This is a genomic window from Deinococcus sp. Arct2-2, from assembly GCF_004801315.1.
In the GTDB taxonomy this organism is placed as follows: Bacteria; Deinococcota; Deinococci; order Deinococcales; family Deinococcaceae; genus Deinococcus.
The window spans coordinates 1-20,660 of sequence record NZ_SSNW01000026.1; the positions used below are offsets into that span (position 1 = coordinate 1).

Below are 20,660 nucleotides of genomic sequence, written 5' to 3' on the forward strand. Positions count from 1 at the left end.
CATCTCAGTGAGCCTCAATTTGTGCCAAATGTTCGTTTAAAAACAGAATTAAAAGTTAGATTACGCCAATAAGCTTAACCCGAACTCACGTCATGTACGAAAAATGTGGCAGTTGCGGCGTGTTACTCGCGGTTGAACCCCTGACCGGACGCCGCTGCGTCCACGTCACCACACCGCGGACAGCCCAGGAGTATTCCGCGTTCATGACTGAGGTTGAAGCCGCGTATCCAGAGGCCGATCAGATCACCCTCGTGCAGGACAACCTGAACACCCATCATGGGGGCAGCTTCTCCACATTCATGACGCCAGAGGCGGCCCACCGCTTGGTGGGCCGCTTTGAATGGGTGTGTACCCCCAAACATGCCAGTTGGCTGACCATGGCGGAGTTAGAGTTCAGCGCGTTATCTCGACAGTGCTTGAATCGGCGCAGGCCCTCCGAGGAACGCTTGCGGGCTGAGGTCATCCCGTGGGTTGAACAGCGTGACCGAGCCAAGGTTAAACTCGTGTGGCAATTCACCGTACACGCCGCTCGAACGAAATTCAGCCGACACTACGAAAGTGTTAGAATTAATTGAACGCTGTATTTGATGTCGACCACACTGTGCCTCGCTCAGGCCTGTTCACACTCTGCCACTACACTGACGCTATGCTCTCCCATTCCCTCGCACTTGCCGCCGCGCTGACGCTGCTGGCTCCGGCTCTCGGCGGTTGCCGCTACAACTTCGTGCCCCTCATTCCGCCCGAAGTGAAGGTGGATTTTCCGGCGCGGATTACGGGGGCCACCCTGACCCGTAGCGGCGAAGTACTGACGTTGCAGGCGTCACTTGATGGCCGATTCGATCCCGATTATCTGAGCGTGGTGTGGTTCGATGGAGGCCGGGAACTGGGCCGCGACAGTGTGTACCTAGATGCTGAAACCCGGAAGGCCACCTTTGCCCTGACCGCCCCCACGCAGGGCGCTTACCGGGCACTGTTGTCGTTTAGCGGCAATGTGCTGCGGCAACTAGAATTGTACGAGGTGCAGCCGTGACGGAGGCGCGGGAATGGCTGGGCGTGGTGGAGTGGAGCGCAGGCACCCGCGAACGCCTGATTTGGCGCGGCGATACCTTGCAGCCTTACCGCACCGAACCCGTACCCGCGCCCGTCAACTACGGGTGCTTGCCCGGCACCTTCAACCCCGCCGACGCTGCCGAAGTAGACGCCGTGTGGCTAGGTGTTCCTCTGGCGGTGGGCACACAGATCACGGCGCGGCCTACTGGTCTGCTGCATCTGGCCGATGGTGACCATAAGGTTGTGTTTGGCGAGCTGGAGGACGAGGTTAAGGCGCTGCTGGCGTGGTTTCCGGCCCACCGAGGGGCGACGTTGCTGGGGCCGCAGCAGGCGCAGGAGTGGCTGGAATCGCTGGCTGCTCCCTCAACCCCTGCGCCTTCCATTCCCGCGCCATAACGCGCAACTGGCCCCGCACCCAGCCCACTGCGTCACTGCCCGGATAAGATACGGCGCTGTGATCCTCGCGGGCCGACAGATAGGTCTGGATGCCCGCCGCGCTGCCGTCCAGCCGGGCATTGCGGGACAGATCGAACAGGTAATTGATGAGCAGGCCGCTGCCGTTGGTGCGGGCGGGCAGGCGCTTGCTCTGCACCTCCAAGTCGGCGGCCACATTGGGCCACACTACATCCTTCAGGCTCAGTGATCCGCGTGTCAGCAGCGGCGCACCCGGCACGCTCAGGCTGTCGCAGGCGCTTAGGGCGGTAGGCAGGCCGCCTTGTGGTGCGGGCAGCCCCCGTATTCCCGCCGTATGATCGGCCCGCCAAGCCGTGCAAATGCCGTCTAGGTCTATCTGAAGGGCAAATGGCACCTCTGGATACAAGCGCGTGAGGTAATGCAGCCACGTCACCCCCTGCGAGTGTCCCAGCAACACGATACGCGGCGGATTCGGGCCAGCCAGCCAGCCCTTCTGAATCTGTTCAAAGTCGGCCAGCAGTGCGCCGAAGCCCCGTTGTGGAGCTTGCACCTGCAACGATTCGAACTCGACTGCCGCGTTGCTGGCGTAGGCAGCCACTTGCACGCTGAGGCCCGCCGCCGCGATCTCATCGGCCACCGCGTCGACCGTTCCCCGCGAAGTCAGGTAGTCCCAGTTGTCACGCGGGGCCAAGCAGGGCGGCCCACAGCGCCCCGACACGCTCAGAAGAACCACGTCGGGCGCAGGGCCAGCCAGATAAAGCGCGGCACTCCGGCCCGGCTGCGCCGTAATGGGCGCACAGGCCGCAAGCCAAAGCAGCACGGGAAGCAGGCGCAGAAGGGCAGACATTCCGGTTCAGTTTAAGAGGAGTTGGGTCACGCAGGGGTCAGGTGGAATGAGAGTGAATTGTTTGACTTGGGCGGGAACATTGTTCAACTGTTCTTTTGCCCAACAATGATCGAGCAAAAAGGCGTGCAGATCGGTTGGGAAGCTTTTCTTAGACCCTCAGACCCTAGACCCTTAGACACTTTTTCATGGCGCGCAATCCGAACCCTGCCCTCAACTCTCAGAGGCCTCAGCCCCCTGATTTCCCGACGCCCGGTACAGCTTGGCAGGCCGCCCCGCCAGCCCATATTGATGATCCAATTGGGCACGGCCCACCCGCACCAAATGTTCCAGATAGCGCCAAGCGGTGACTCGGCTCAGGGCCACTCGGTCACCAATTTCTTCGGCGTTGGTGGGGCGGCCCATGTCGTCTAAGGCCAGATACACCCGCTCCAGCGTATGCGGGTCTATGCCGCGCGGCAGGGCTTCGGCAGCGCTGGCCGTGACCCCCAGCAGACGGTCTAGGCTGGCCTGATCCAGCCGGGGCGCAGCGGCGGGCGCAGCAACAGATGTGTGGCGGGCGCGGTGGCGGGCCACCAATTCGGCCAACCTTGCCCCAGTAAACGGCTTGATCAGGTAATCGAAGGCTCCGTGTGCCAGCGCCGTGCGAACGCTGAATTCATCGTCGGCAGCGGTAATCAGAGCCACATCGGTGGTGCGGCCCTGCGTGCGCCAGTGCCTCAGTAGCCCCAGCCCGCTGCCATCGGGTAAATGGATGTCCAGCAAGATCAGGTCGGGCGCTAAGGCCTGTGCCAGCGCGTCGCCTTGGGCACAGGTGGCGGCGCTGCCCACCACATGTACGTCTGGGTCACGCTCCAGCAGATCCCGGTTCACGCGGGCCACCCGCACATCGTCTTCTACCAGCAGCACCCGCACCCGCGTACTCATGCTGGGGGCCTCGGCGCACTAGGTTCTGACACAGTAGGCTCTGAGGCGGCGCTGACCAGTGCAGTGTTTCCCGGCGCAGGCAAGCTGACCTGAAACACCGTATGACCTCCCCGCCGCGTGTGCTTGACTTGCCCGCCCAGCGCTTGCACCCGCCCCAGCACGCCCGCCAGCCCGTAGCCCCGGCCTTCGCCTTTGCTGCTCGCGCCGCGTGTAAACAGCCGGGCCGCCACCTCTGCCGCCACGCCGGGGCCGCTGTCTTCCACTTCCACCTGTGCGCCTTCGGGGTCTTCACCAATGAGGACAGTCACGGTGCCGGGTTGCCCTGCCAGTGCCTCGAATGCGTTCTCGGTCAGGTTGCCCACCGCCGTCACCAGCGTATCGGCGTGCCGTTCCCACAGGGCCGATAAATTGCTGCCCTCGGCCACCTGAAAGTCGATGCCGAGTTCCTGCGCCCGCTCGCGTTTTCCGGCCAGCAGTGCCACCAGCCGGGGCACCTGCACATCCCGCAAGAGTTGCCGGAACTGTGCGCCCTGCTCGATTTCGGCGTTCAGCACGCGCAGGGCTTCGGCGGGGCGGCCCAGTTGCAGCAGGCCCGACAGCACATGCAGGCGGTTTTGGTATTCGTGCGTTTGGGCACGCAGAACATCCACAAAGCCGCGTGCGTGCGTCAGTTCGTCGGCTAGGGCCACTGCTTCGGCGCGGTCTCGGAATCCGGCCACGAACCCGCCTCCATCGGCCCCAGACTGTCCCAGCGGTTCTATGTTCACCAAAATGGGCTGGCCCTTCAACATCAGTTCTAAGTTTTGTTGGCGCGAAAGTGGATATTGAGCGGAACGGGTCAGTGCGGCCAATTCGGGCCAGAGGGCGGCCAGAGGTGCGGGCGTCGGCTGTTGACTGACACTCTGCGGCCCCAACAGTTCGGCAGCTCGGTTGTTCACGAGCGTCACGATCCCCTGTCCGTCTACGGCAATCACGCCTTCGCGCAGGGCCGCCAGCACCGCCCGCTGTTGGCCCACCAGCGCGGCAATCTGTTCGGGTTCCAAGTTCAGAATATCGGCCCGCAGTCGCCGCGCTACCAACATCGCGCCCGCCGTGCCCAGCCCCAGCGCCAGCACGAACCAAGGGGCAAGACTCACCAACGCGCCCACCACCAGATGCCACGCGGCGGGCATCAAGTAGCCCGTGCTGACCACGCCCACCACCACGCCCGCTGCATTTTTCACGGGCACTTTGCCGCGCACGCTGACGCCGAGGCTGCCCCGCGCCACGCTGATAATTTCTCGGCCTGCAAACGGTTCTATGTTGTCTCCGCCTTCCATCGGCTGCCCCAAGCGGTCGGGCAGTGGGTGCGCCAGCCGGATGCCTGCGCGGTTGCCCACCACGATAAAATCGGCCTCGGCCTGTGCGCGAATTTCGTTTACCTGAAGGTTCAGCGCCGCGTTCTGTACACCCGCCTCTGCACCCGCCACGATGCTGGGCAGGCGCGACACGATCCGGCTGGTGGTCATTGCCCGCTCGCCAATGCGTTCACGGGCCTCGCCGTACAGTTGCCACGTTTGCACCAGCACAAGTAGGGCCGTCATGGCGCACAGCACCAGCAAATGCAGCCATACCAAGCGCCCCTGAATCCCCTGCCGCCGCAAAAAAGCGGGCGGCCGGAACAGTGCAGGCAGCGGCAATGCAGGCAAGGGTGCTGCGGTCAGATTGAATGTCGGTTTGGGCCGGGTCACGGGGGATCGGGGTCATTCTAGGCGCGGCGGGGAGGGGCACGGGGCTTGCGTGCATTGTGTTCACGGTTGTGCATTCTGGTCACCAAAAACGCCGTGTCAGACGCATTAAACCCCTTGCGCTGGCAGGGGCGTGAGCGTAAGGTGAATCTCAACCACAATCTCAGTTTGCTTGAGCCGCCCACCGTTGGCGCGGCCTGCCCCCGGAGGCAACCCATGTCTGTAAAAATCACGAAAAAAGCTGTCCTGACTCTCTCCGCCCTGCTGTTGGCCGCGCCTGCCACCCTCGCTCAGGGCCTCAACAACCTGCGGATTATGGCCCCGGCGGCCCCCGGCGGTGGCTGGGATCAGACCAGCCGTTCCCTGCAAACCGTGCTGCAAGACGAAGGCGTGGTCAAGCCCGTGCAGGTCTTCAATGTGCCCGGAGCAGGCGGCACGATTGGGCTGGCGCAGCTCTACAATGCCAAGGGCGACGGCAACCTCCTGATGACGATGGGCCTCGTGATGGTGGGCGCGATCCAGACCAACAACTCTAAAGTCGACCTGAGCCGCGTGACCCCGATTGCCCGCCTGACCGGTGAGTACGAAGTGATCGTGGTGCCTGCCAGCAGCCCCTACAAAAACACCGCCGACTTGGTGGCCGCTTGGAAGGCCAACCCCGGTGCAGTGGCCTTCGCGGGCGGCAGCGCGGGCGGCACCGATCATATGCTGGTGGGCCTCTTGGCGCGTGCAGCGGGCGTAGACCCCAAAAAGATGAACTACGTGCCCTTCAGTGGCGGCGGCGAAACGTTGGCGGCCCTGTTGGGCAACCAAGTCGCAGCGGGCGTGGCAGGCTACGGCGAATTCGAGGCCCAGATCAAGGCCGGGAAACTGCGGGCCATCGGCATCAGTGCGCCCAAAGCTCAGGCGGGAATTGCCGTTCCTACGCTGAAATCACAGGGCTACAACGTTGATCTGGCGAACTGGCGCGGCATCGTGGCCCCCCCCGGCATCAGCGCCAGCCAGAAGGCCGAACTGGTGGCAGCGCTGGACAAGATGCACAAGACCAAAGCGTGGAAAGACACCCTAAACACCCGCAAATGGACAGATCTGTACATGAGCGGCAGCAAGTTCGACGTGTTCCTGAAACTGGAAGCCGTCAGGACGAAGGGCATCTTGCAAGACATCGGCTTGGTGAAGTAAGAACCCTGAAGTAAGCCGGAGCAATAGGGGCGAAGTGGAAGCACGAGAGCCACTTCGCCCCTGTTTGTTGCAGAAGACGCCCTCTTTTGTCCTCCCCTTAAGGGGGGGCGTTGCAGAGCGACGGGGGGGTTCACCTTCCTAGTCCAATTTGAGTCGCGTGTATACCCCCCAGTCTGCTTTGCAGCCAGCCCCCCTTAAGGGGAGCGCAAAAGCTGTTAAGTCCTCCCCTCTATGGGGGGCGTTGCGCAGCAACGGGGGGGTTCGCCTTCCAACTTAAATCTCCCCAACCCAACTCCACATCTCCCCAAGAGGTTTCCCATGCTCGATCCCGTGCCACCCGCCGTTGCTCTCCCTTCTTCCCGCCGCCCCATCAGCGTGCCCGACTTGCTGGTGGCGCTCGGCGTAGTGCTGTTGGGCGTGCTGCTCCTGATCGGCACCAACCAGATCGCCACGTCGGGCATGAACACGGTGGTTGGGCCGAAAGTCTTCCCGCTGATCGTCAGTTTCGGCACGCTGGGGCTGGGTGTACTGCTGACTATCGGGGCGTTGCGGGGCCACCGCGCCGAGCCTGCCACCGAGGAAGACACCGATCCCAACGCACCTGTGAATCTGGCGTCTCCGGGCCTGATTTTGGGCGGTTTCCTGCTGGGCACGCTGCTGCTACAACCGCTGGGGTTCGTGTTCGGCACCGCCGTCATGTACTTCACGGTGGCCTTCGCCTTCGGTGAGCGGCGCTACGGCCTCATCGCGGGCGTGGCACTCATCGTGGCGCTCATCACCTACCTGCTGTTTACGCGTGGGCTTGGCCTCACCTTGCCCCCCGGCATCCTGAAGGGCATTCTCTGATGGACGCCATCACCTCTTTGTTTGCCGGGTTTGAAACCGCCCTGACGCCCATCAATCTGCTGTGGGCGCTGGTGGGCGTCACCTTGGGAACGCTGGTGGGCGTGCTGCCCGGCATCGGGCCAGCCCTGACGGTGGCGTTGCTGCTGCCCGTTACAGCCAAACTACCCCCGGTCAGCGCCTTCATCATGTTCGCGGGCATCTATTACGGCGGCATGTTCGGCGGCTCTACTACCTCTATTTTGCTGAATACCCCCGGCGAATCCAGCTCCATTATTACCGCGCTGGAAGGCAATAAAATGGCCCGCAAAGGCCGCGCCGCCGCCGCTTTGGCTACGGCCGCTATCGGTTCATTCGTGGCCGGAACCATCGGCACCATGCTGCTCACTTTTGCGGCTCCTGCCATTGCCGAAATCGCCGTCCAAATTCGGCCCGAAGCCAAGTTTTCGCTGATCATGTTGGCCTTCGTGACCATCAGCGCCACGTTTGGCGGGAGTCCTCTGCGCGGCCTGATCAGCCTGTTTTTCGGCCTGTGCATCGGCTTAGTCGGCACTGACCTGCAAAGTGGACAGGCCCGCTTCACTCTGGGCCGCCCCGAACTGTTGGACGGCATAGAATTCGTCACGGTGGTCATCGGCCTGTTTGCCATCGGGGAAACGCTGTATGTGGCCTCGCGCCTGCGCAAAGACAAAGCCAGCGTCATCAAGCTGGAAGGCAACGCCCGCATGACCCGCGAGGACTGGCGGCGCAGTTGGAAGCCTTGGCTGCGCGGCACGGCGCTGGGTTTCCCCTTCGGCGCGATTCCGGCGGGTGGCGCAGAAATCCCCACCTTCCTCAGCTACACGCTGGAAAAACGCCTGACCAAGCACCCCGAAGAATTCGGCAAAGGCGCGATTGAAGGCGTGGCTGGCCCCGAAGCCGCCAATAATGCCGCCGCCGCTGGCGTACTCGTGCCGCTGCTGACGCTGGGGCTGCCGACCAGCGCCACCGCCGCTATTTTGCTGGCCGCTTTTCAGCAGTATGGGCTTCAGCCGGGGCCGCTGCTGTTCATTACCAGCCCGGAACTCGTGTGGGGCTTGATTGCCAGCCTCTACATCGGTAACGTGATGTTGCTGGCGCTGAACTTGCCCCTCGCGCCTGTGTGGGCCAAACTCCTGCTGATCCCGCGCCCGTTCCTCTATGCCGGAATCCTCGTGTTTTCCACGGTGGGCGTGTACAGCCTCAACAACAGCGTGTTCGATTTGTTCCTGCTGGCCCTGTTCGGCATCATCGGCTACGGCATGCGCCGCTTCGATTTTCCCGTCACGCCCGCCATCATCGGCGTGATTCTGGGGCCAACCGCCGAAAACTTTTCCCGCACCGCTTTGCAGCAAAGCAACGGCGATTACAGCACCTTCGTTCGCCAGCCGCTCAGCGCGTTTATTCTGTTTATCGTGGCGCTGTCGCTGATCGTTCCGGCGGTGTTGAAAAGTAGAAAGGCGTCAGTGGTGAGTTGATCTAGAACGTGGACAGTGGAACGTGGAACGTGGTTAGAGCTTGACCACGATCCACGTTCCACGTTCAGTTTGACGTTTCTACAACCCGCATCCCGCGCCCTACTCCCCCGTCACAACCCCATCCCGCACCCGCAACGTATGGTTCGCCAACGCCGCCACATCGCGGTCATGGGTAATCAGCACCACCGTGCGGCCCCCCTGCGCCTGCGCGGTCAGCAAATCCAGCACCTTCTGACCCGTGCGGGTGTCCAGATTTCCGGTGGGTTCGTCGGCCAGCAGCACGGCGGGGTCACACGCCAATGCACGGGCAATCGCCACCCGCTGCGCCTCTCCGCCCGACAGTTGGCCGGGAAGGTGGGTGGCGCGGTTGCCCAATCCCACGCGCTCCAGCAGTTCGCGGGCGCGTTCGCGGCGTTCTTTGGGCTTCATTCCAGCCAAGGTCAGCGGGAATTCCACATTTTCCAGCGCACTCAGGATGGTCACGAGGTTGTGGTTCTGGAACACGAAACCGTAATGCTTGAGCCTGAAGTCGGCACGGCCCGCTTCGGACAGACTGTGCAAATCGGTGCCGCCCACCACCACGCGCCCGGAACTGGGGGTGTCGAAGCCCGCCAACAGGTTCAGCAGGGTGCTTTTGCCGCTGCCACTCGGCCCTACCACTGCCGTCAGGCCTTGCGGGAAGGTGTGGGTAAACGGGGCGAGGGCGGTCACAGAACCTTCACCGCTGGGATAAATGCGCGAGAGGTCCTGAGTCACGAGGGCGGGGCGGGTGGCGTCGGGGGTGACGGTGGCGGCCAAAGTTGCAGAGGAAGTCATACGCGCCCCAGTGCATCGGTGATGCTGATGCGGCTGGCACTGCGCGAGGGCAGCAGCCCCGACAGCAGCCCCAGCAAAATGCTGATGCCCAGCGCGAGCAACGTCAAACGCGGGGTGAGGGCCGCCGCGTCTATTCCGGCCAGATTTTGGGTGTACAGATTCACGCCCCAAATGCCCGCCAGTCCCAGAATAATGCCACCCACGCCGCCTGCCAGCGCCAGCAACAGCGATTCGGTCAGCACCAGCGCCCGCACGAAGCCGGGGCGTGCGCCGATGGCCCGCAAGGTTCCAAACTCGCGGGTGCGCTCGAAGACACCCATCATCACGGTATTGGCGACGGCCAGCCCGCCCACGATCAGCGCAATTAAGCTGATGCCGAAGCGCACCGCATCACTGATTCGGAGGGCGCGTTCTACAAAGCTCAGGAAGTCCGATTGGGTAGACGCTTCCAAATTGAGGCGCTTGGCAAGGGCGGTAGCCACAGCGCGGGCGTCACGGGGGTTTTCCAGCTTCAGGGCCACCAGCGACACCCGCCCAGTCGCGCCTTCCGCATCTTGCAGGGTACGCAGTGGCAAGAAGATGAAGGAATCTACCAACCCAGATTCTTGCGCCAGCACGCCGACTACCTTCACCGAAGTCCGGCGCGTGAGGTTCAGCGTGCTGCCCACCTTCAGACGCAGGTTTTCGGCAGCTTTGGCTCCCACTACGGCTACTTTTTGACCCTCATCGCCAGCAATCAGGGCGCGGCCTGTGGCGGGCACGATTTTGGGAAACACCGTGCTGATGCCCTGCGCGGCGGGTAGGCCGTACAGCACCACACTTTGCGACACGTCCAAACTGCTCCGCACGCTCATCACGACTGGCGTCACCGACGTAATTTTAAGTTCAGTCGCCAGCTTTTGAATATCGCCTACTGCCGTTTCAGGCAAATTGGGCTGGGGCGCAAAGCCCTGCGTAAATCCGCTGAGGCTGACCTGCACATCTGGTCCGATGCCGCCGAGTTCGCTGGTAAACACCTTGCGAATTCCTTCGCCCAGAGAAAGAAAAACCACCATGCTGGCGACGGCCACTGTGATTCCCAGCGCCGTCAGCAGCGTCCGCACAGGCCGCCGCGTGAGTCCTCGCCACGCCAGCGCCCACAAATCTCCCCAAGACATCATGAGATGTAAGGTACGCCGAAATGTCAGGACAAAAGACGGGAAGTGTTGCGAAGAGGGGTAGGCGCGGGTTACGGGGGCTTGGTCTAAGGGTCTAGGGTCAAAGGGTCTAGGAAGTGCGTGGCAGCTTTTGTCCCCACCTCTAAGGGGGGGCGTTGCGGAGCAACGGGGGGGTTCACCCACACCCTCAGCAGAACATTCCCCCCTTCTCATCTTTCCTAGCGCCCGCCCTCTAGCCTGAAGCCCATGCTCAAGCCTGCCTTTCTCCTCTCCTTGCTGTCTACGGGCCTGTTCCATGCGGGCGCACAGACCTTTATTCCGCTGGATTCCCGGCCTGCCACGCGGGTGCTGCCTGCCCTCATCGCGGGCCTCAATGGGCGTGAAGTGCGCGTCGTGCCCACCGAACTCTTAGGCAATGCCACACGCGGCGCAGACCCGGCAGCCCTCACCGCTTGGCTGAATGCCCAACCTATCGGCGGCCCGCTCGTTGTGGCGCTGGACGCCCTCGCGTATGGCGGTCTCGTGCAGTCGCGCACCAGTGCCCTCACCACCGATGAGGCGCTGGCACGCTTGGCCCCGCTGAAGGACTGGAAAACTCGCACGGGGCAGCCTGTATACGCCTTCATCACGCTGCCGCGCGAGCCGGACGCTACCAACCGGGAGCGCAATCTAGAAGTGACGCGCCGGATGATCGAATGGGCGCGGGAAGGTGTGTTTGCCGAACTGCACATCGCTTGGGACGATGCGTTGCCCGGTAGCCCTGCCCCAGCAGAAAGCGCGGCGCTGGCGCAAACGGCCCCGGCCAACGTGCGCGTGTATCCCGGTGCCGACGAGGTTTTGTCGATGTTGGCGGCCCGCGCCCTCGCTCCCGCCCCCAACACGGTGCGTGTGGAATACAGCGATGCCAAGGCGGCAGAAGCCGTGATCCGCTATGAGGGCATTCCGCTGACTCAGAGCGCCCGCAACCACGCTGAGGGCAGCGGCTACCGCGTTGTTTCCTCTGGCCCGGCTGACCTGACGCTGTATGTGTTCAATGGAGGAGACCCGCGCCGCGCCGCCGTGCGAATCAGCGCCCTCTTGCGGGCTGGCCCGGTGGCGGTGGCCGACGTGGAAAAGGTGAATTTGGGTAATACGCGCCTGTGGTCAGATTTGGCCGTGTTGCGCCAACCTGCCAACTTGCGCTCGCTCGCGGCATGGGGAACCCCCGGCAACAACTTGGGCACGGCTTTGGCTCACGCCAAACTCACCTTGGGCGGTGTGGACGCCGTGCGCCAAGACGCGCTGCTGGCCCGCGAATACGCCAACGACATCATCTATAGCGCCGAGTTGCGGGCCGCCCTGCGAAAAGCTGTGCCCGAAAACCAACTGAATACACCGCAGGGTCAAGCCGCGCTGCTTAAATTGGCTGCCGATTATTTTCCGCTGCGGGTGGGCCAAACCTATACCCTCAACGCCGCCGACTTACCTTGGGGCCGGAGCTTCGAGTGGAACTTTGACTTGAAGGGTGGGTGGTGAGGGTGCTGATGTGGCGTGTGAACCCCCCAGTCTGCTTTGCAGCCAGCCCCCATCAAGGGGAGCGCAACAGCTGTTAAGTCCCCACCTTTAAGGGGGGGCGTTGCGTCAGCAACGGGGGGGTTTACACGCCAACGTCTCCGGCCAAACTCTGTCCCTCAGTCCTTCAAACTCAGCAGCAACGCCGCCCCGATGACCAATGCTGCGCCCAGCAACGCCGTGACCGACAAGCGTTCGGCAAACAGCCACGCGGCCAACGCAGCGGCCACCACCGGTTCTAGGCTGGCAATCACGCTGGCGCGGGTGGCGGGCAGGCGCGGCAGCCCGAGGCTGTAGGCGGTGTAGGCGAGGTAGGTAGACAGGAAGGCCATGGCTCCCAGCCCAGTCCATGCAGCGGGCGTTTTGGCGCTGAAGTCTACAAAGGGCAGCAGGCCCAATGCGCCCACCGGCAAGGCCACAGCCAGTAGCCCGGGCGGCGAGTAGCGGCCAAAAAACGCTTTGCCGTACAGGTAATACAGGCTGTAGGTGAATCCGGCGATCAGGCCGAATGCCAGTGCCGCCGCCGATACGGTGACGCCCTTGCCACCGCCCAAGCTGATCAGGGCGATGCCCGCCAAGGTTCCGGCCACCGCCAGTACGTCGCGTTTGCCCAAGCGTTCGCGCAAAACGGCCCAGCCGAAGAGGGCTACGAACGCCGGGGCCGTGTACAGCAGCACGCTCGCCAAACTTGCGCCGCCTGCCCGCACCGCCAATTGGTAAGAGCCGTAAAAGATGCTGACGCCTGCGATGCCGAACGCTGCCGTAATCCAAAAATCGCGTCCACGCGGCAAGGGCGCACGAATCAGCGCGGCGTGGGCTGCAAAGAGGCCGCCGCCCAACACTGCCCGCCAGAAGGCCACTTCCAATGGCCCCACGCCCGCCGCCTGCACATTCTTGCCGAATATTCCCAGCAGGCCCCACAGAAACGCCGCCGTCAGAATCAGCAGCGGGGCGGGAATGGTGCGGCTCCAGCCAGCGGCTTTTGCCTGCGCTGGGGCGTTGTTCGTCATGTGCGTCTGCGCCACACCAGCACCGTTGCCAGCACCGTCAGCAGCAGGCCCACGCCGCCCACCCCGGCCAGTAACAATGTGCGGCTGTCGCGGGTTTGTCCTACCGGGGCCAGCGTGTCCAGCGTATACACCGCCGTATCGTCGGGCGCGGCCAGCACGTCTACCGGGGCGGGTGCACTGGCGCGGCTGGCCTGAAGCGCCGAAGTATCTGGCCCGGTAGATGGCCGCAAGATGCCGTCGGCACTGATGGGCGAATACACGCTGTTGGTGACCCAATACGCGTACTGTCCAGAGGGGATCGCGGTGTCGATGACCAGATTGGTGCCTTCTACGGTGACGGTGGGAGCCGCCATCGGCACAGGCTTTTGGGTCAGAGGGGAGGCTGCGCTGTCTTGCTCGCTGGGCAAACCTTCCAGTGTGGCCCCGGCTCCGGTCACGCGCACATGGTATTGCCAGCCCCCGGCCCCGCGCACGTTCAGGCCCAGAGTCCCCAGCGCCCGCACTGTGCCCAGCGGAGATTTCACAAAAATATCGGTGACGCCTGCCGAAAAGCCGGAAGGTAAGCCCCAAGGGTTCTCTATGCGCCCCAGTCCCACCGTAAAGCGCATTCCAACCGTTGGCTTGGCTGTACCCTGAAGCAGCGGCAAGGTATTTTTCGGCACTTTGCCCGGTGCTTCGGCCCGGAATTCGCGCAAGTCTAGCGCGTCGGCGCTGATGGCGGGGCGGGTAGGCAGCACGTAGCCGCCATCGCCGCGTGCATCGCCTGCCGGGTCGGGGTAAGAAAAGAGGGCGGCAAACAACAGAGGCACAGACAACATGGGTGCAGACAAGAGCGAAACGGGCAACAGCACGCCCGCAAGTATAGGTCAGGGCCGCGTAAAGGACGGGTGATGAGGCCGAGCTTATTCGTGGCCCCGCAGTTCAACCGCCTAACCTATCTGTGTCCCACCTTATTGGGGGCATTCATGTGGTCTTGATCTCGCTTCAGCCGCGGGCCTCAAGGCTTCCCCAAAAGTCTGCACGCTTGCCAGTCGGCTTTTTTCGCCCATGCATCACACTATTCGGGCGGCCATTCATATAGCCCACTGTCCCGCTCTTTTGCCCAACACCCTGAATGTAAAGTCACGGTCAGCTTGCCCGCATTTGTTCCACAAAACGGGGCTTACACTAGGGGGGTGAAGGGCTTACGCGAGTTCATAGATTGGTTGCGCGAAACGCTGAAGGGCGCTGTCCAGCCTCCCCGCCAGTTGCAACCCGTCCCGATTCCCGTGCGCGTCCGCGAACGCCGCTGAGGATCATCTCCCTCACTTCTCTCCGTGGTTAACCCAAACTGAACTCAGGGCGCTTACTTGCGGGTAGGCGCTTTTGCTGTGGAGTGGGGGCGGTGTAGTGGGGGAGATGGGGGCATGACCTGACCGTCCGGTGACGTGGCTCTCCGTGTGCGGGCCACCGCCGCGCTATGCTGCCCCGCGTGTCCGGCCCGCCAAACAGCAACCCCTCTAACCTGCCCGCTGACCCTCATGTGCCGGAGCCAGAAGCTGCCCGCACCGACGAACACGGCATGGCCGAACTGCGCGTGCTGATTTCCGAACGCCCAGAGGCCGAGCAGGAGCGGGTGGAGAAGGCTTACATCTTCTCCCGCGACGCCCACGACGGCGTGAACCGCAAAAGTGGCGAGCCGTACATCACGCATCCGGTGGCGGTGGCGGTCATTCTGGCGCGGCTGGGCATGGACACCGACAGCCTGATGGCGGGCCTGCTGCACGACACTGTAGAGGACGTGGACGGCATCACCTTCGAACTGATCGAATCGGAGTTTGGCCCCGATGTGCGGCGCATCGTAGAAGGCGAAACTAAGGTCAGCAAGCTGAGCAAGCAGGGCAGCCAAGCCGCCGAGGTGAAAGACGCTGGGCGCGATATGCAGGCCGAAAACCTGCGCCAAATGCTGATCGCCATGACCGCCGATATCCGGATTATCGTGGTGAAATTGGCCGACCGCCTGCACAATATGAGGACTTTGGGCAGCATGAAGCCCGAAAAACAGCAGCGCATCGCCCGCGAAACGATGGAGATTTTTGCTCCGCTGGCGCACCGCTTGGGCATCGGGCAGATCAAGTGGGAGCTGGAAGACCTCAGCTTCCGCTACTTGCAACCCGACGCCTACGAGTACCTGCAAACCCGCCTGAGAACCAAGCAGGAAGAGCGTGACGCGCTGATACAAGGGGCGGTGGCGCAGCTTCAAGACGCCCTGATCGATGATCTGGAGTTGCCGGAATGGGTCAGCGACATCGATATTTCGGGCCGCAGCAAGCATCTCTGGAGCATTCACAACAAGATGCAAAAAGAGGGCAAGGCGCTGGAACAGATTTTCGATCTGCTGGCGATCCGCGTGATCCTGAAGCCCAAAGACCTGATCGTGCCGCCCGGAACCGATGAAAAGCGGCGTGAACGCGCCGAGCAGACCCGCGAGAAACGCATCTGCTACCACACCGTTTCTATCGTGCATTCGATGTGGACGCCGCTGCCGGGGCGCTTTAAGGACTACATCGCCGTGTCCAAGCCCAACGGGTACCAGAGCCTGCATACCACTGTGATTACCCAGAGTGGGCAGCCGATAGAGGTGCAGATTCGCAGCCTGCGGATGCATGAGGTGGCCGAATACGGCGTGGCGGCGCACTGGATGTACAAGCAGGGCGCACAGTTGGCGCAGCGTGACCGCGAAAACTGGATTTTGCAGTTGCGTGAGTTGCAAAACGAGATCAACGACGCCAGCGACTACATGGACGCCGTGAAAACCGACATCCTGAGCCAGCGCGTGCGGGTGTTTACGCCCAAGGGCCTCGCCATCAGTTTGCCTGTGGGCAGCACCGCCGTCGATTTTGCGTACCACATTCACACCCGCATTGGGGAAACGACGGTGGGGGCGCGGGTCAACGGTTCCATCGTGCCGCTGTCTCATAAATTGGGCAACGGCGACATGGTGCAGATTGTGACCAGCAAAAACGGCCATCCCAGCCGCGATTGGCTGAACTTTACGATTACCCGCAGTGCCCGCTCCAAAATCCGGCACCATTTTCGTACTCAGGAGCGCGACGAAGCGCTGAAGCATGGGCACGATTTGTTGGAGCGGTATTTGCGGAAACGGCAACTGGCGGTGCGTCAACTGATGAGAACGCAGCTGCTGGAAGACGCCGCCCACAAGCTGATGGGCACGCGCAATCCCGACGACCTGTATTTTGCGCTGCACTCCGGCAAAACGACGCCCAGCGTGGTGGCCCGCATCCTGTCGCCCAGTTTGGCGCAGGAGCAGGCCCCGGCTAGCCCCAGCAAACGTGGCCCAGTCACGCCCCGCACGCCCGAACCCGGCGGCGTATACGTGGAGGGCCTGACTACCTCCAGCAAGCTGTCTCAATGCTGCAACCCTATTCGCGGCGACCAGATCATGGGCTACCTCACGCGGGGCCGGGGCGTCAGCGTTCACCGGATCGACTGCCCCAACATGATCCGTTTGTTGAAGGACGAACCCGAACGCTGTATCGCCGCCAGTTGGGATGCAGGTACACCGGGCGGCACGATTGTGGATTTGGACGTGATCGCGCCGGATCGTCCGGGCCTGCTGGCCGACATTTTGGGTGTCCTGAGCGCCGAAAAACGCAGCCCCATGAAGATAGAAGCGGGCGTGAATGCCGACAATACCGCGCACATTCACCTGCGAATGGCGGTCACGGGCAACGCCGACTTAGAGTTGGTACGCACGGCCATTTTGCGCGTGCAGGGCGTGCAGGACATCGTGCGGGCGGGCCGGGGCGGCAAGGGTGGGGCGCGGAAGAATGGGATGAGCGCGTAGGGGAATGGAGTCCTAGTTTCTGGGTGAACCCTCCAGTCTGCTTCGCAGCCAGCCCCCCTTAAAGGGGAGCGCAAAAGCGCCCTTGTCCTCCCCTCTAAGGGGGGGCGTTGCGTTAGCAATGGGGGGTTCGCCCACAAACTTAAATTTCAGTTGCGTGTAAACCCCTCCGACCCCTTCGGGGCCACCTCCCCTCAAGGGGAGGCAAAAAGCTTTTACTCCCCACCTTTAAGGGGGGCGTTGCGTCAGCAACGGGAGGGTTCACCCACAATCCCAATCTCCAACCCCCATTCCCAAACTTTCCCTAAGCCACACGGCGCACGATTCCAACCGCCCCACCTTGTTATGCTCACAGGCGATGTCGTTCGATGCCCGCGCCCTGTCTGCCCTTGATTTTCCCCGTATCCGCCACGCCTTGGCCGAGCGAAGCGCCACCTCGTTGGGGGTGGAGCGGGCGCAGGCGCTGGAGCCTTCGGCGGATGCGGGCCGGATTGCCCGCGAACTGAACGAAGTCGAAGACGCCATGTTCGGCGTGAGCCTGAGCCTCGGCGGGATTCAGGACATCCGCGACTTGCATGGGCGGGCCATAGAAGGCCGGGTCTTGTCGGGCAGCGATCTGCTGACGGCTGCCTACTCGCTAGACGGCGCGATGACCGTCAAGCGGGCCATCGGGGCCAATTCGCGGGGGCCATTGCGAGAAGTGGCGACGGGCCTAGCCGACCACAGCGAACTGGTGCGGCGCGTACTAGGCGCACTCGATAGGGACGGACAGGTGCGCGACGATGCCAGCCCCCGCCTGCGCGACCTCCGCAAGCGCATAGAGCCGTTGCGGAGCCGTATTCGGGAAAAGCTCTCGGCCACGCTGGAACGTTGGGCCGACGTGTTGCAGGAAAATATCGTGACCATTCGCCGTGACCGCTATGTGCTGCCCGTGCAGGCCAGCCGCGTCGGGCAGGTGCAGGGCATCATCGTGGACGCTTCCGCCACCGGGCAGACCTATTTTGTAGAACCCGCCACCGTCACGCCGCTGAACAACGAACTGGCCCGCCTGATTCTGGATGAAGAGGCCGAAGTACGCCGGATTCTGACCGAGTTGTCGGGCCTGTTGGCCGCCGACCCGGATGTGCCCCTGACGCTCTCCACCATCGGTACGCTCGACCTGATCGCCGCCAAAGCCCGCTTGGCCCGCGACTGGCGACTGAACCGCCCCGAACCTGTGACCGACAACGCCTACGACCTGCGCGAAGCTCGGCATCCCCTGATCGAACATCCTGTGGCCAACGATATTCGCCTCGGAGACATCAAGCTGCTGCTGATTACCGGGCCGAACATGGGCGGCAAAACGGCCACCCTCAAAACGCTGGGGCTGGCCGTCCTGATGCACCAGTGCGGGATGTACGTGGCGGCAGCGAGTGCCAAACTCCCCGTCGTGCGCGACGTTTTGGTAGACATTGGCGACGAACAGAGCATCGAAGCCAGCCTGTCTACCTTTGCCAGTCACCTCAAGCACCTGCGCTTCGTGCTGCGGCATGCGGCCCCCGATACGCTGGTACTCATCGACGAGTTGGGCAGCGGCACCGACCCCGACGAGGGCGCGTCTTTGGCTCAGGCCCTCATTGAGCAACTGCTGGGGCAGAATGCGCGGGGCATCATCACCTCGCACCTGTCGCCCCTCAAGCAGTTTGCGCTGGAAACGCCGGGGCTGCGCAACGCCAGCATGGGCTTTGATCTGGCGACCCTCGCGCCCACTTATCACCTGCAAGTGGGGCAGCCCGGACGCAGTTACGCGCTGGCGATTGCGCGCCGCATGGGGCTTCCCGAAGACGTGCTGGTGCGGGCCGAAACCCTGCTTGGCCCCAACGCGGGCCTGATGGAACGGATGCTGGAAGGGCTGGAACACGAGCGGGCTGACCTGTCGGAGCAGTTGGCCGCCGCCGTATCGGCCCGCCGCGACACCGAAACCGAACTGGCCCGCGTGCGGCAGGAACGAGAAACGCTGGAGCAGAGGCGCAACGAGATGCTGGCCGAAGCCGCGCAAAAGGCCGAAACCCTGTATGCCGACGCCATAGAGCGTGTGCGAACCCTGCGCGCCCGCGCCCAAGAAGACGTGGCCCGCCCCCGCGTGATGCAGGAACTCCGTGACCTGAGAACCGCCGCGCAGAAGGCCCGCCCCGCGCCGCCCGCCCCCCGTGAGGAACGCGGCGACCCGATCCGCGTGGGCAGCAACGTGGATGTGCCCGCCTACAACGCCACTGGGCAAGTGCTGGAACTGCGCGGCGACGACCTCGTGGTGCAGCTCGGCGTGATGAAGGTGGGCGTGAAGCGCCGTGACGTGCGCGTGAAGCAGGAGGCCAAAGTCAAAGCGCCCCGCGTGTTCGTCGGAACCACCAAAAGCACTTTTCAAAATGAATTGCAACTGCGCGGCATGGGTGTAGAGGAAGCTGTAGAAGAACTCAGAACCGCGATTCTGGAAGCGCACGCGCTCAAGGAAAGCCCGTTGCGGGTGGTTCACGGCAAAGGCCAAGGCGTATTGCGCCGTTTACTGCGCGAGTACCTCAAGAACGACAAACGGGTGGAATCCTTCCATGACGCTGAAACCAATCAGGGCGGGCACGGCGTGACGATTGTGAATGTGAAACGCTGAACTTCCATTCTTCCCCAGTGTCTGAAGATGCAAATTTCGGTTTCTGTGTAAGCCCGATCACGTAATTCATCTTCAAAACAGGCAGGATGCCAGGGTGCCCACTTTTTTCTCCTCTCTGAGCAAGAACCTCATGTTAAAAACAGGCTTTGTCGCCCTCGCTTTGGCAACTGCTACCGCAGGGCAGGCCCAATCCACTGCCCCCGAACCTTTCCGCTTTCAGTTTCCCGCCGGGTACTTGGGGCGCTTGGGCGGAACTGAAGGGGTGGTGGACTTTGGCGGCGAAGTGACCAAAGTCAACGCTTTTGGCGTCCGTGCCTTTCCTTTGCCGACCTTGCAGGACTTGCGCGTGGTGTTGGTCAAGCACAACAAGTACTGGGAATACAACATCAGCACGCGCATCAAGGACACCACGCTATTGGCCGGAATCGTGAACAACGGCGATGCTCCGGCGGGAGTCGCCAAAGTGGAAGTCACGCACGATCCATTCAAGGGAATTCAGTACGGGGCGTCAATTCAGGGCTATCAGGGCGATCCCTACATAGCCCGTTTCAACGTCGGTTACGCTTCTACACTCTGGCAAGACCGGATTCGGATCCTGAATACTGTCGGAATCAGCGCAGAAAACAAGCTGTTCGCCCCGTACACCTTTTCTCAGGTCAACGGCGGGTACGGCGAGCCTATCGGCCAACAATTCAACTGGCGCTTAGACAGCACCGCCCGCCTGTACACCTTTCCCCTCAACGACAAAGCGCAGTGGAGCGTCGACATCTCGCCGTCGCTGGAATACCGGCCCGGCGCAGGCGTGACCTTGAACCTGTCGCATCTGGAACGCTTTGCAGGCGGTGAAGTGGCGTTGCCCAGCTTCAATCTTGCCCGTTACGAGGAGTCCAACGCCACCATCACCTACCGCATTCCGGGTACGCCCGAATTCGGTATCGGTGCGGTTCGGGTGCGCGGGAGCCGCAACTGGACGAGCGACTACACCTACCTCCGCAACGACGTTTTGCTGAACATCAAGGCCTTGCCGTTCCTGATCGGCCCCAGCATCGGCTACCAGTGGGGGCCAGCCAAAGACGGCAGCGCCAGCCAAATGCTGTACGCAATCGTCGTTATGGGCAAATAGAGCCAGTTCTTTCGTAGGCCACACCTTTCCGA

16 protein-coding genes are annotated in these 20,660 nt (G+C 62.6%); 10 read left to right on the top strand and 6 right to left on the bottom strand.

From position 1 onward, the window contains the following. Positions 1-92: 92 nt before the first annotated feature. The 3 genes from E7T06_RS11905 to E7T06_RS11915 all read left to right on the top strand — a co-directional run bounded on the left by E7T06_RS11905 (position 93) and on the right by E7T06_RS11915 (position 1,446). Positions 93-575: a transposase gene (locus tag E7T06_RS11905; protein WP_168733505.1), complete on the top strand. Its 483-nt coding sequence runs from the start codon at positions 93-95 to the stop codon at positions 573-575. Between the two features lie 71 nt (positions 576-646). Further along, positions 647-1,030 (top strand): hypothetical protein, encoded by a 384-nt coding sequence (locus tag E7T06_RS11910; RefSeq protein ID WP_136366011.1) that lies wholly within the window; start codon positions 647-649, stop codon positions 1,028-1,030. Beyond that, entirely contained in the window at positions 1,027-1,446 is a 420-nt protein-coding gene (locus tag E7T06_RS11915) for an inorganic diphosphatase (protein WP_240741024.1), read from the top strand. Before E7T06_RS11910 ends, E7T06_RS11915 begins: the two co-directional genes overlap by 4 nt. 1,075 nt (positions 1,447-2,521) lie before the next feature. Here the strand turns inward: E7T06_RS11915 and E7T06_RS11925 are convergent. Both E7T06_RS11925 and E7T06_RS11930 read right to left on the bottom strand, forming a co-directional pair. After that, positions 2,522-3,235 carry a response regulator gene (locus E7T06_RS11925; RefSeq protein ID WP_136366012.1) on the bottom strand — a complete coding sequence of 238 codons (714 nt, stop codon included), beginning with the start codon at positions 3,233-3,235 and terminating at the stop codon, positions 2,522-2,524. Beyond that, positions 3,232-4,818 (bottom strand): sensor histidine kinase, encoded by a 1,587-nt coding sequence (locus E7T06_RS11930; RefSeq protein ID WP_240741029.1) that lies wholly within the window; start codon positions 4,816-4,818, stop codon positions 3,232-3,234. The genes E7T06_RS11925 and E7T06_RS11930 overlap by 4 nt, the downstream gene beginning before the upstream one ends. A gap of 360 nt (positions 4,819-5,178) precedes the next feature. On the opposite strand from E7T06_RS11930, the gene E7T06_RS11935 reads away from it, so the two are divergent. The 3 genes from E7T06_RS11935 to E7T06_RS11945 all read left to right on the top strand — a co-directional run bounded on the left by E7T06_RS11935 (position 5,179) and on the right by E7T06_RS11945 (position 8,483). Continuing rightward, positions 5,179-6,144 carry a tripartite tricarboxylate transporter substrate-binding protein gene (locus E7T06_RS11935; RefSeq protein WP_136366013.1) on the top strand — a complete coding sequence of 322 codons (966 nt, stop codon included), beginning with the start codon at positions 5,179-5,181 and terminating at the stop codon, positions 6,142-6,144. A 318-nt stretch (positions 6,145-6,462) separates the two neighbouring features. Next, on the top strand, positions 6,463-6,990 hold the full coding sequence (locus tag E7T06_RS11940; RefSeq protein ID WP_168733506.1) for a tripartite tricarboxylate transporter TctB family protein: 528 nt from the start codon (positions 6,463-6,465) through the stop codon (positions 6,988-6,990). Beyond that, positions 6,990-8,483 (top strand): tripartite tricarboxylate transporter permease, encoded by a 1,494-nt coding sequence (locus E7T06_RS11945; RefSeq protein WP_136366014.1) that lies wholly within the window; start codon positions 6,990-6,992, stop codon positions 8,481-8,483. Before E7T06_RS11940 ends, E7T06_RS11945 begins: the two co-directional genes overlap by 1 nt. A gap of 99 nt (positions 8,484-8,582) precedes the next feature. On the opposite strand, the gene E7T06_RS11950 is transcribed toward E7T06_RS11945, so the two are convergent. Both E7T06_RS11950 and E7T06_RS11955 read right to left on the bottom strand, forming a co-directional pair. Next, positions 8,583-9,299 carry an ABC transporter ATP-binding protein gene (locus tag E7T06_RS11950; RefSeq protein ID WP_205750915.1) on the bottom strand — a complete coding sequence of 239 codons (717 nt, stop codon included), beginning with the start codon at positions 9,297-9,299 and terminating at the stop codon, positions 8,583-8,585. Continuing rightward, positions 9,296-10,456, bottom strand: coding sequence for an ABC transporter permease (locus E7T06_RS11955; RefSeq protein WP_136366051.1), 1,161 nt, complete (start codon positions 10,454-10,456; stop codon positions 9,296-9,298). Before E7T06_RS11955 ends, E7T06_RS11950 begins: the two co-directional genes overlap by 4 nt. Before the next feature lie 246 nt (positions 10,457-10,702). On the opposite strand from E7T06_RS11955, the gene E7T06_RS11960 reads away from it, so the two are divergent. Continuing rightward, positions 10,703-11,971 carry a DUF4127 family protein gene (locus E7T06_RS11960; RefSeq protein WP_136366015.1) on the top strand — a complete coding sequence of 423 codons (1,269 nt, stop codon included), beginning with the start codon at positions 10,703-10,705 and terminating at the stop codon, positions 11,969-11,971. A gap of 155 nt (positions 11,972-12,126) precedes the next feature. Here E7T06_RS11960 and E7T06_RS11965 read toward each other — a convergent pair whose 3' ends face one another. Continuing rightward, complete coding sequence (locus E7T06_RS11965; protein WP_136366016.1) at positions 12,127-13,017, bottom strand: EamA family transporter; 891 nt, start codon at positions 13,015-13,017, stop codon at positions 12,127-12,129. Further along, positions 13,014-13,868, bottom strand: coding sequence for a glucodextranase DOMON-like domain-containing protein (locus E7T06_RS11970; RefSeq protein ID WP_240741025.1), 855 nt, complete (start codon positions 13,866-13,868; stop codon positions 13,014-13,016). The genes E7T06_RS11965 and E7T06_RS11970 overlap by 4 nt, the downstream gene beginning before the upstream one ends. 710 nt (positions 13,869-14,578) lie before the next feature. Between E7T06_RS11970 and E7T06_RS11975 the strand changes: the two genes are divergently transcribed. The 3 genes from E7T06_RS11975 (at position 14,579) to E7T06_RS11985 (ending at position 20,628) form a co-directional block, all read left to right on the top strand. Then, positions 14,579-16,864 carry a bifunctional (p)ppGpp synthetase/guanosine-3',5'-bis(diphosphate) 3'-pyrophosphohydrolase gene (locus tag E7T06_RS11975; RefSeq protein ID WP_136366053.1) on the top strand — a complete coding sequence of 762 codons (2,286 nt, stop codon included), beginning with the start codon at positions 14,579-14,581 and terminating at the stop codon, positions 16,862-16,864. Between the two features lie 355 nt (positions 16,865-17,219). Beyond that, the gene (locus E7T06_RS11980; RefSeq protein ID WP_136366017.1) at positions 17,220-19,505 is read left to right on the top strand and encodes an endonuclease MutS2; all 2,286 of its coding nucleotides are present in this window, start codon (positions 17,220-17,222) and stop codon (positions 19,503-19,505) included. 130 nt (positions 19,506-19,635) lie between these two features. Beyond that, complete coding sequence (locus tag E7T06_RS11985; protein ID WP_136366018.1) at positions 19,636-20,628, top strand: hypothetical protein; 993 nt, start codon at positions 19,636-19,638, stop codon at positions 20,626-20,628. The last annotated feature ends 32 nt before the right edge of the window (positions 20,629-20,660 follow it).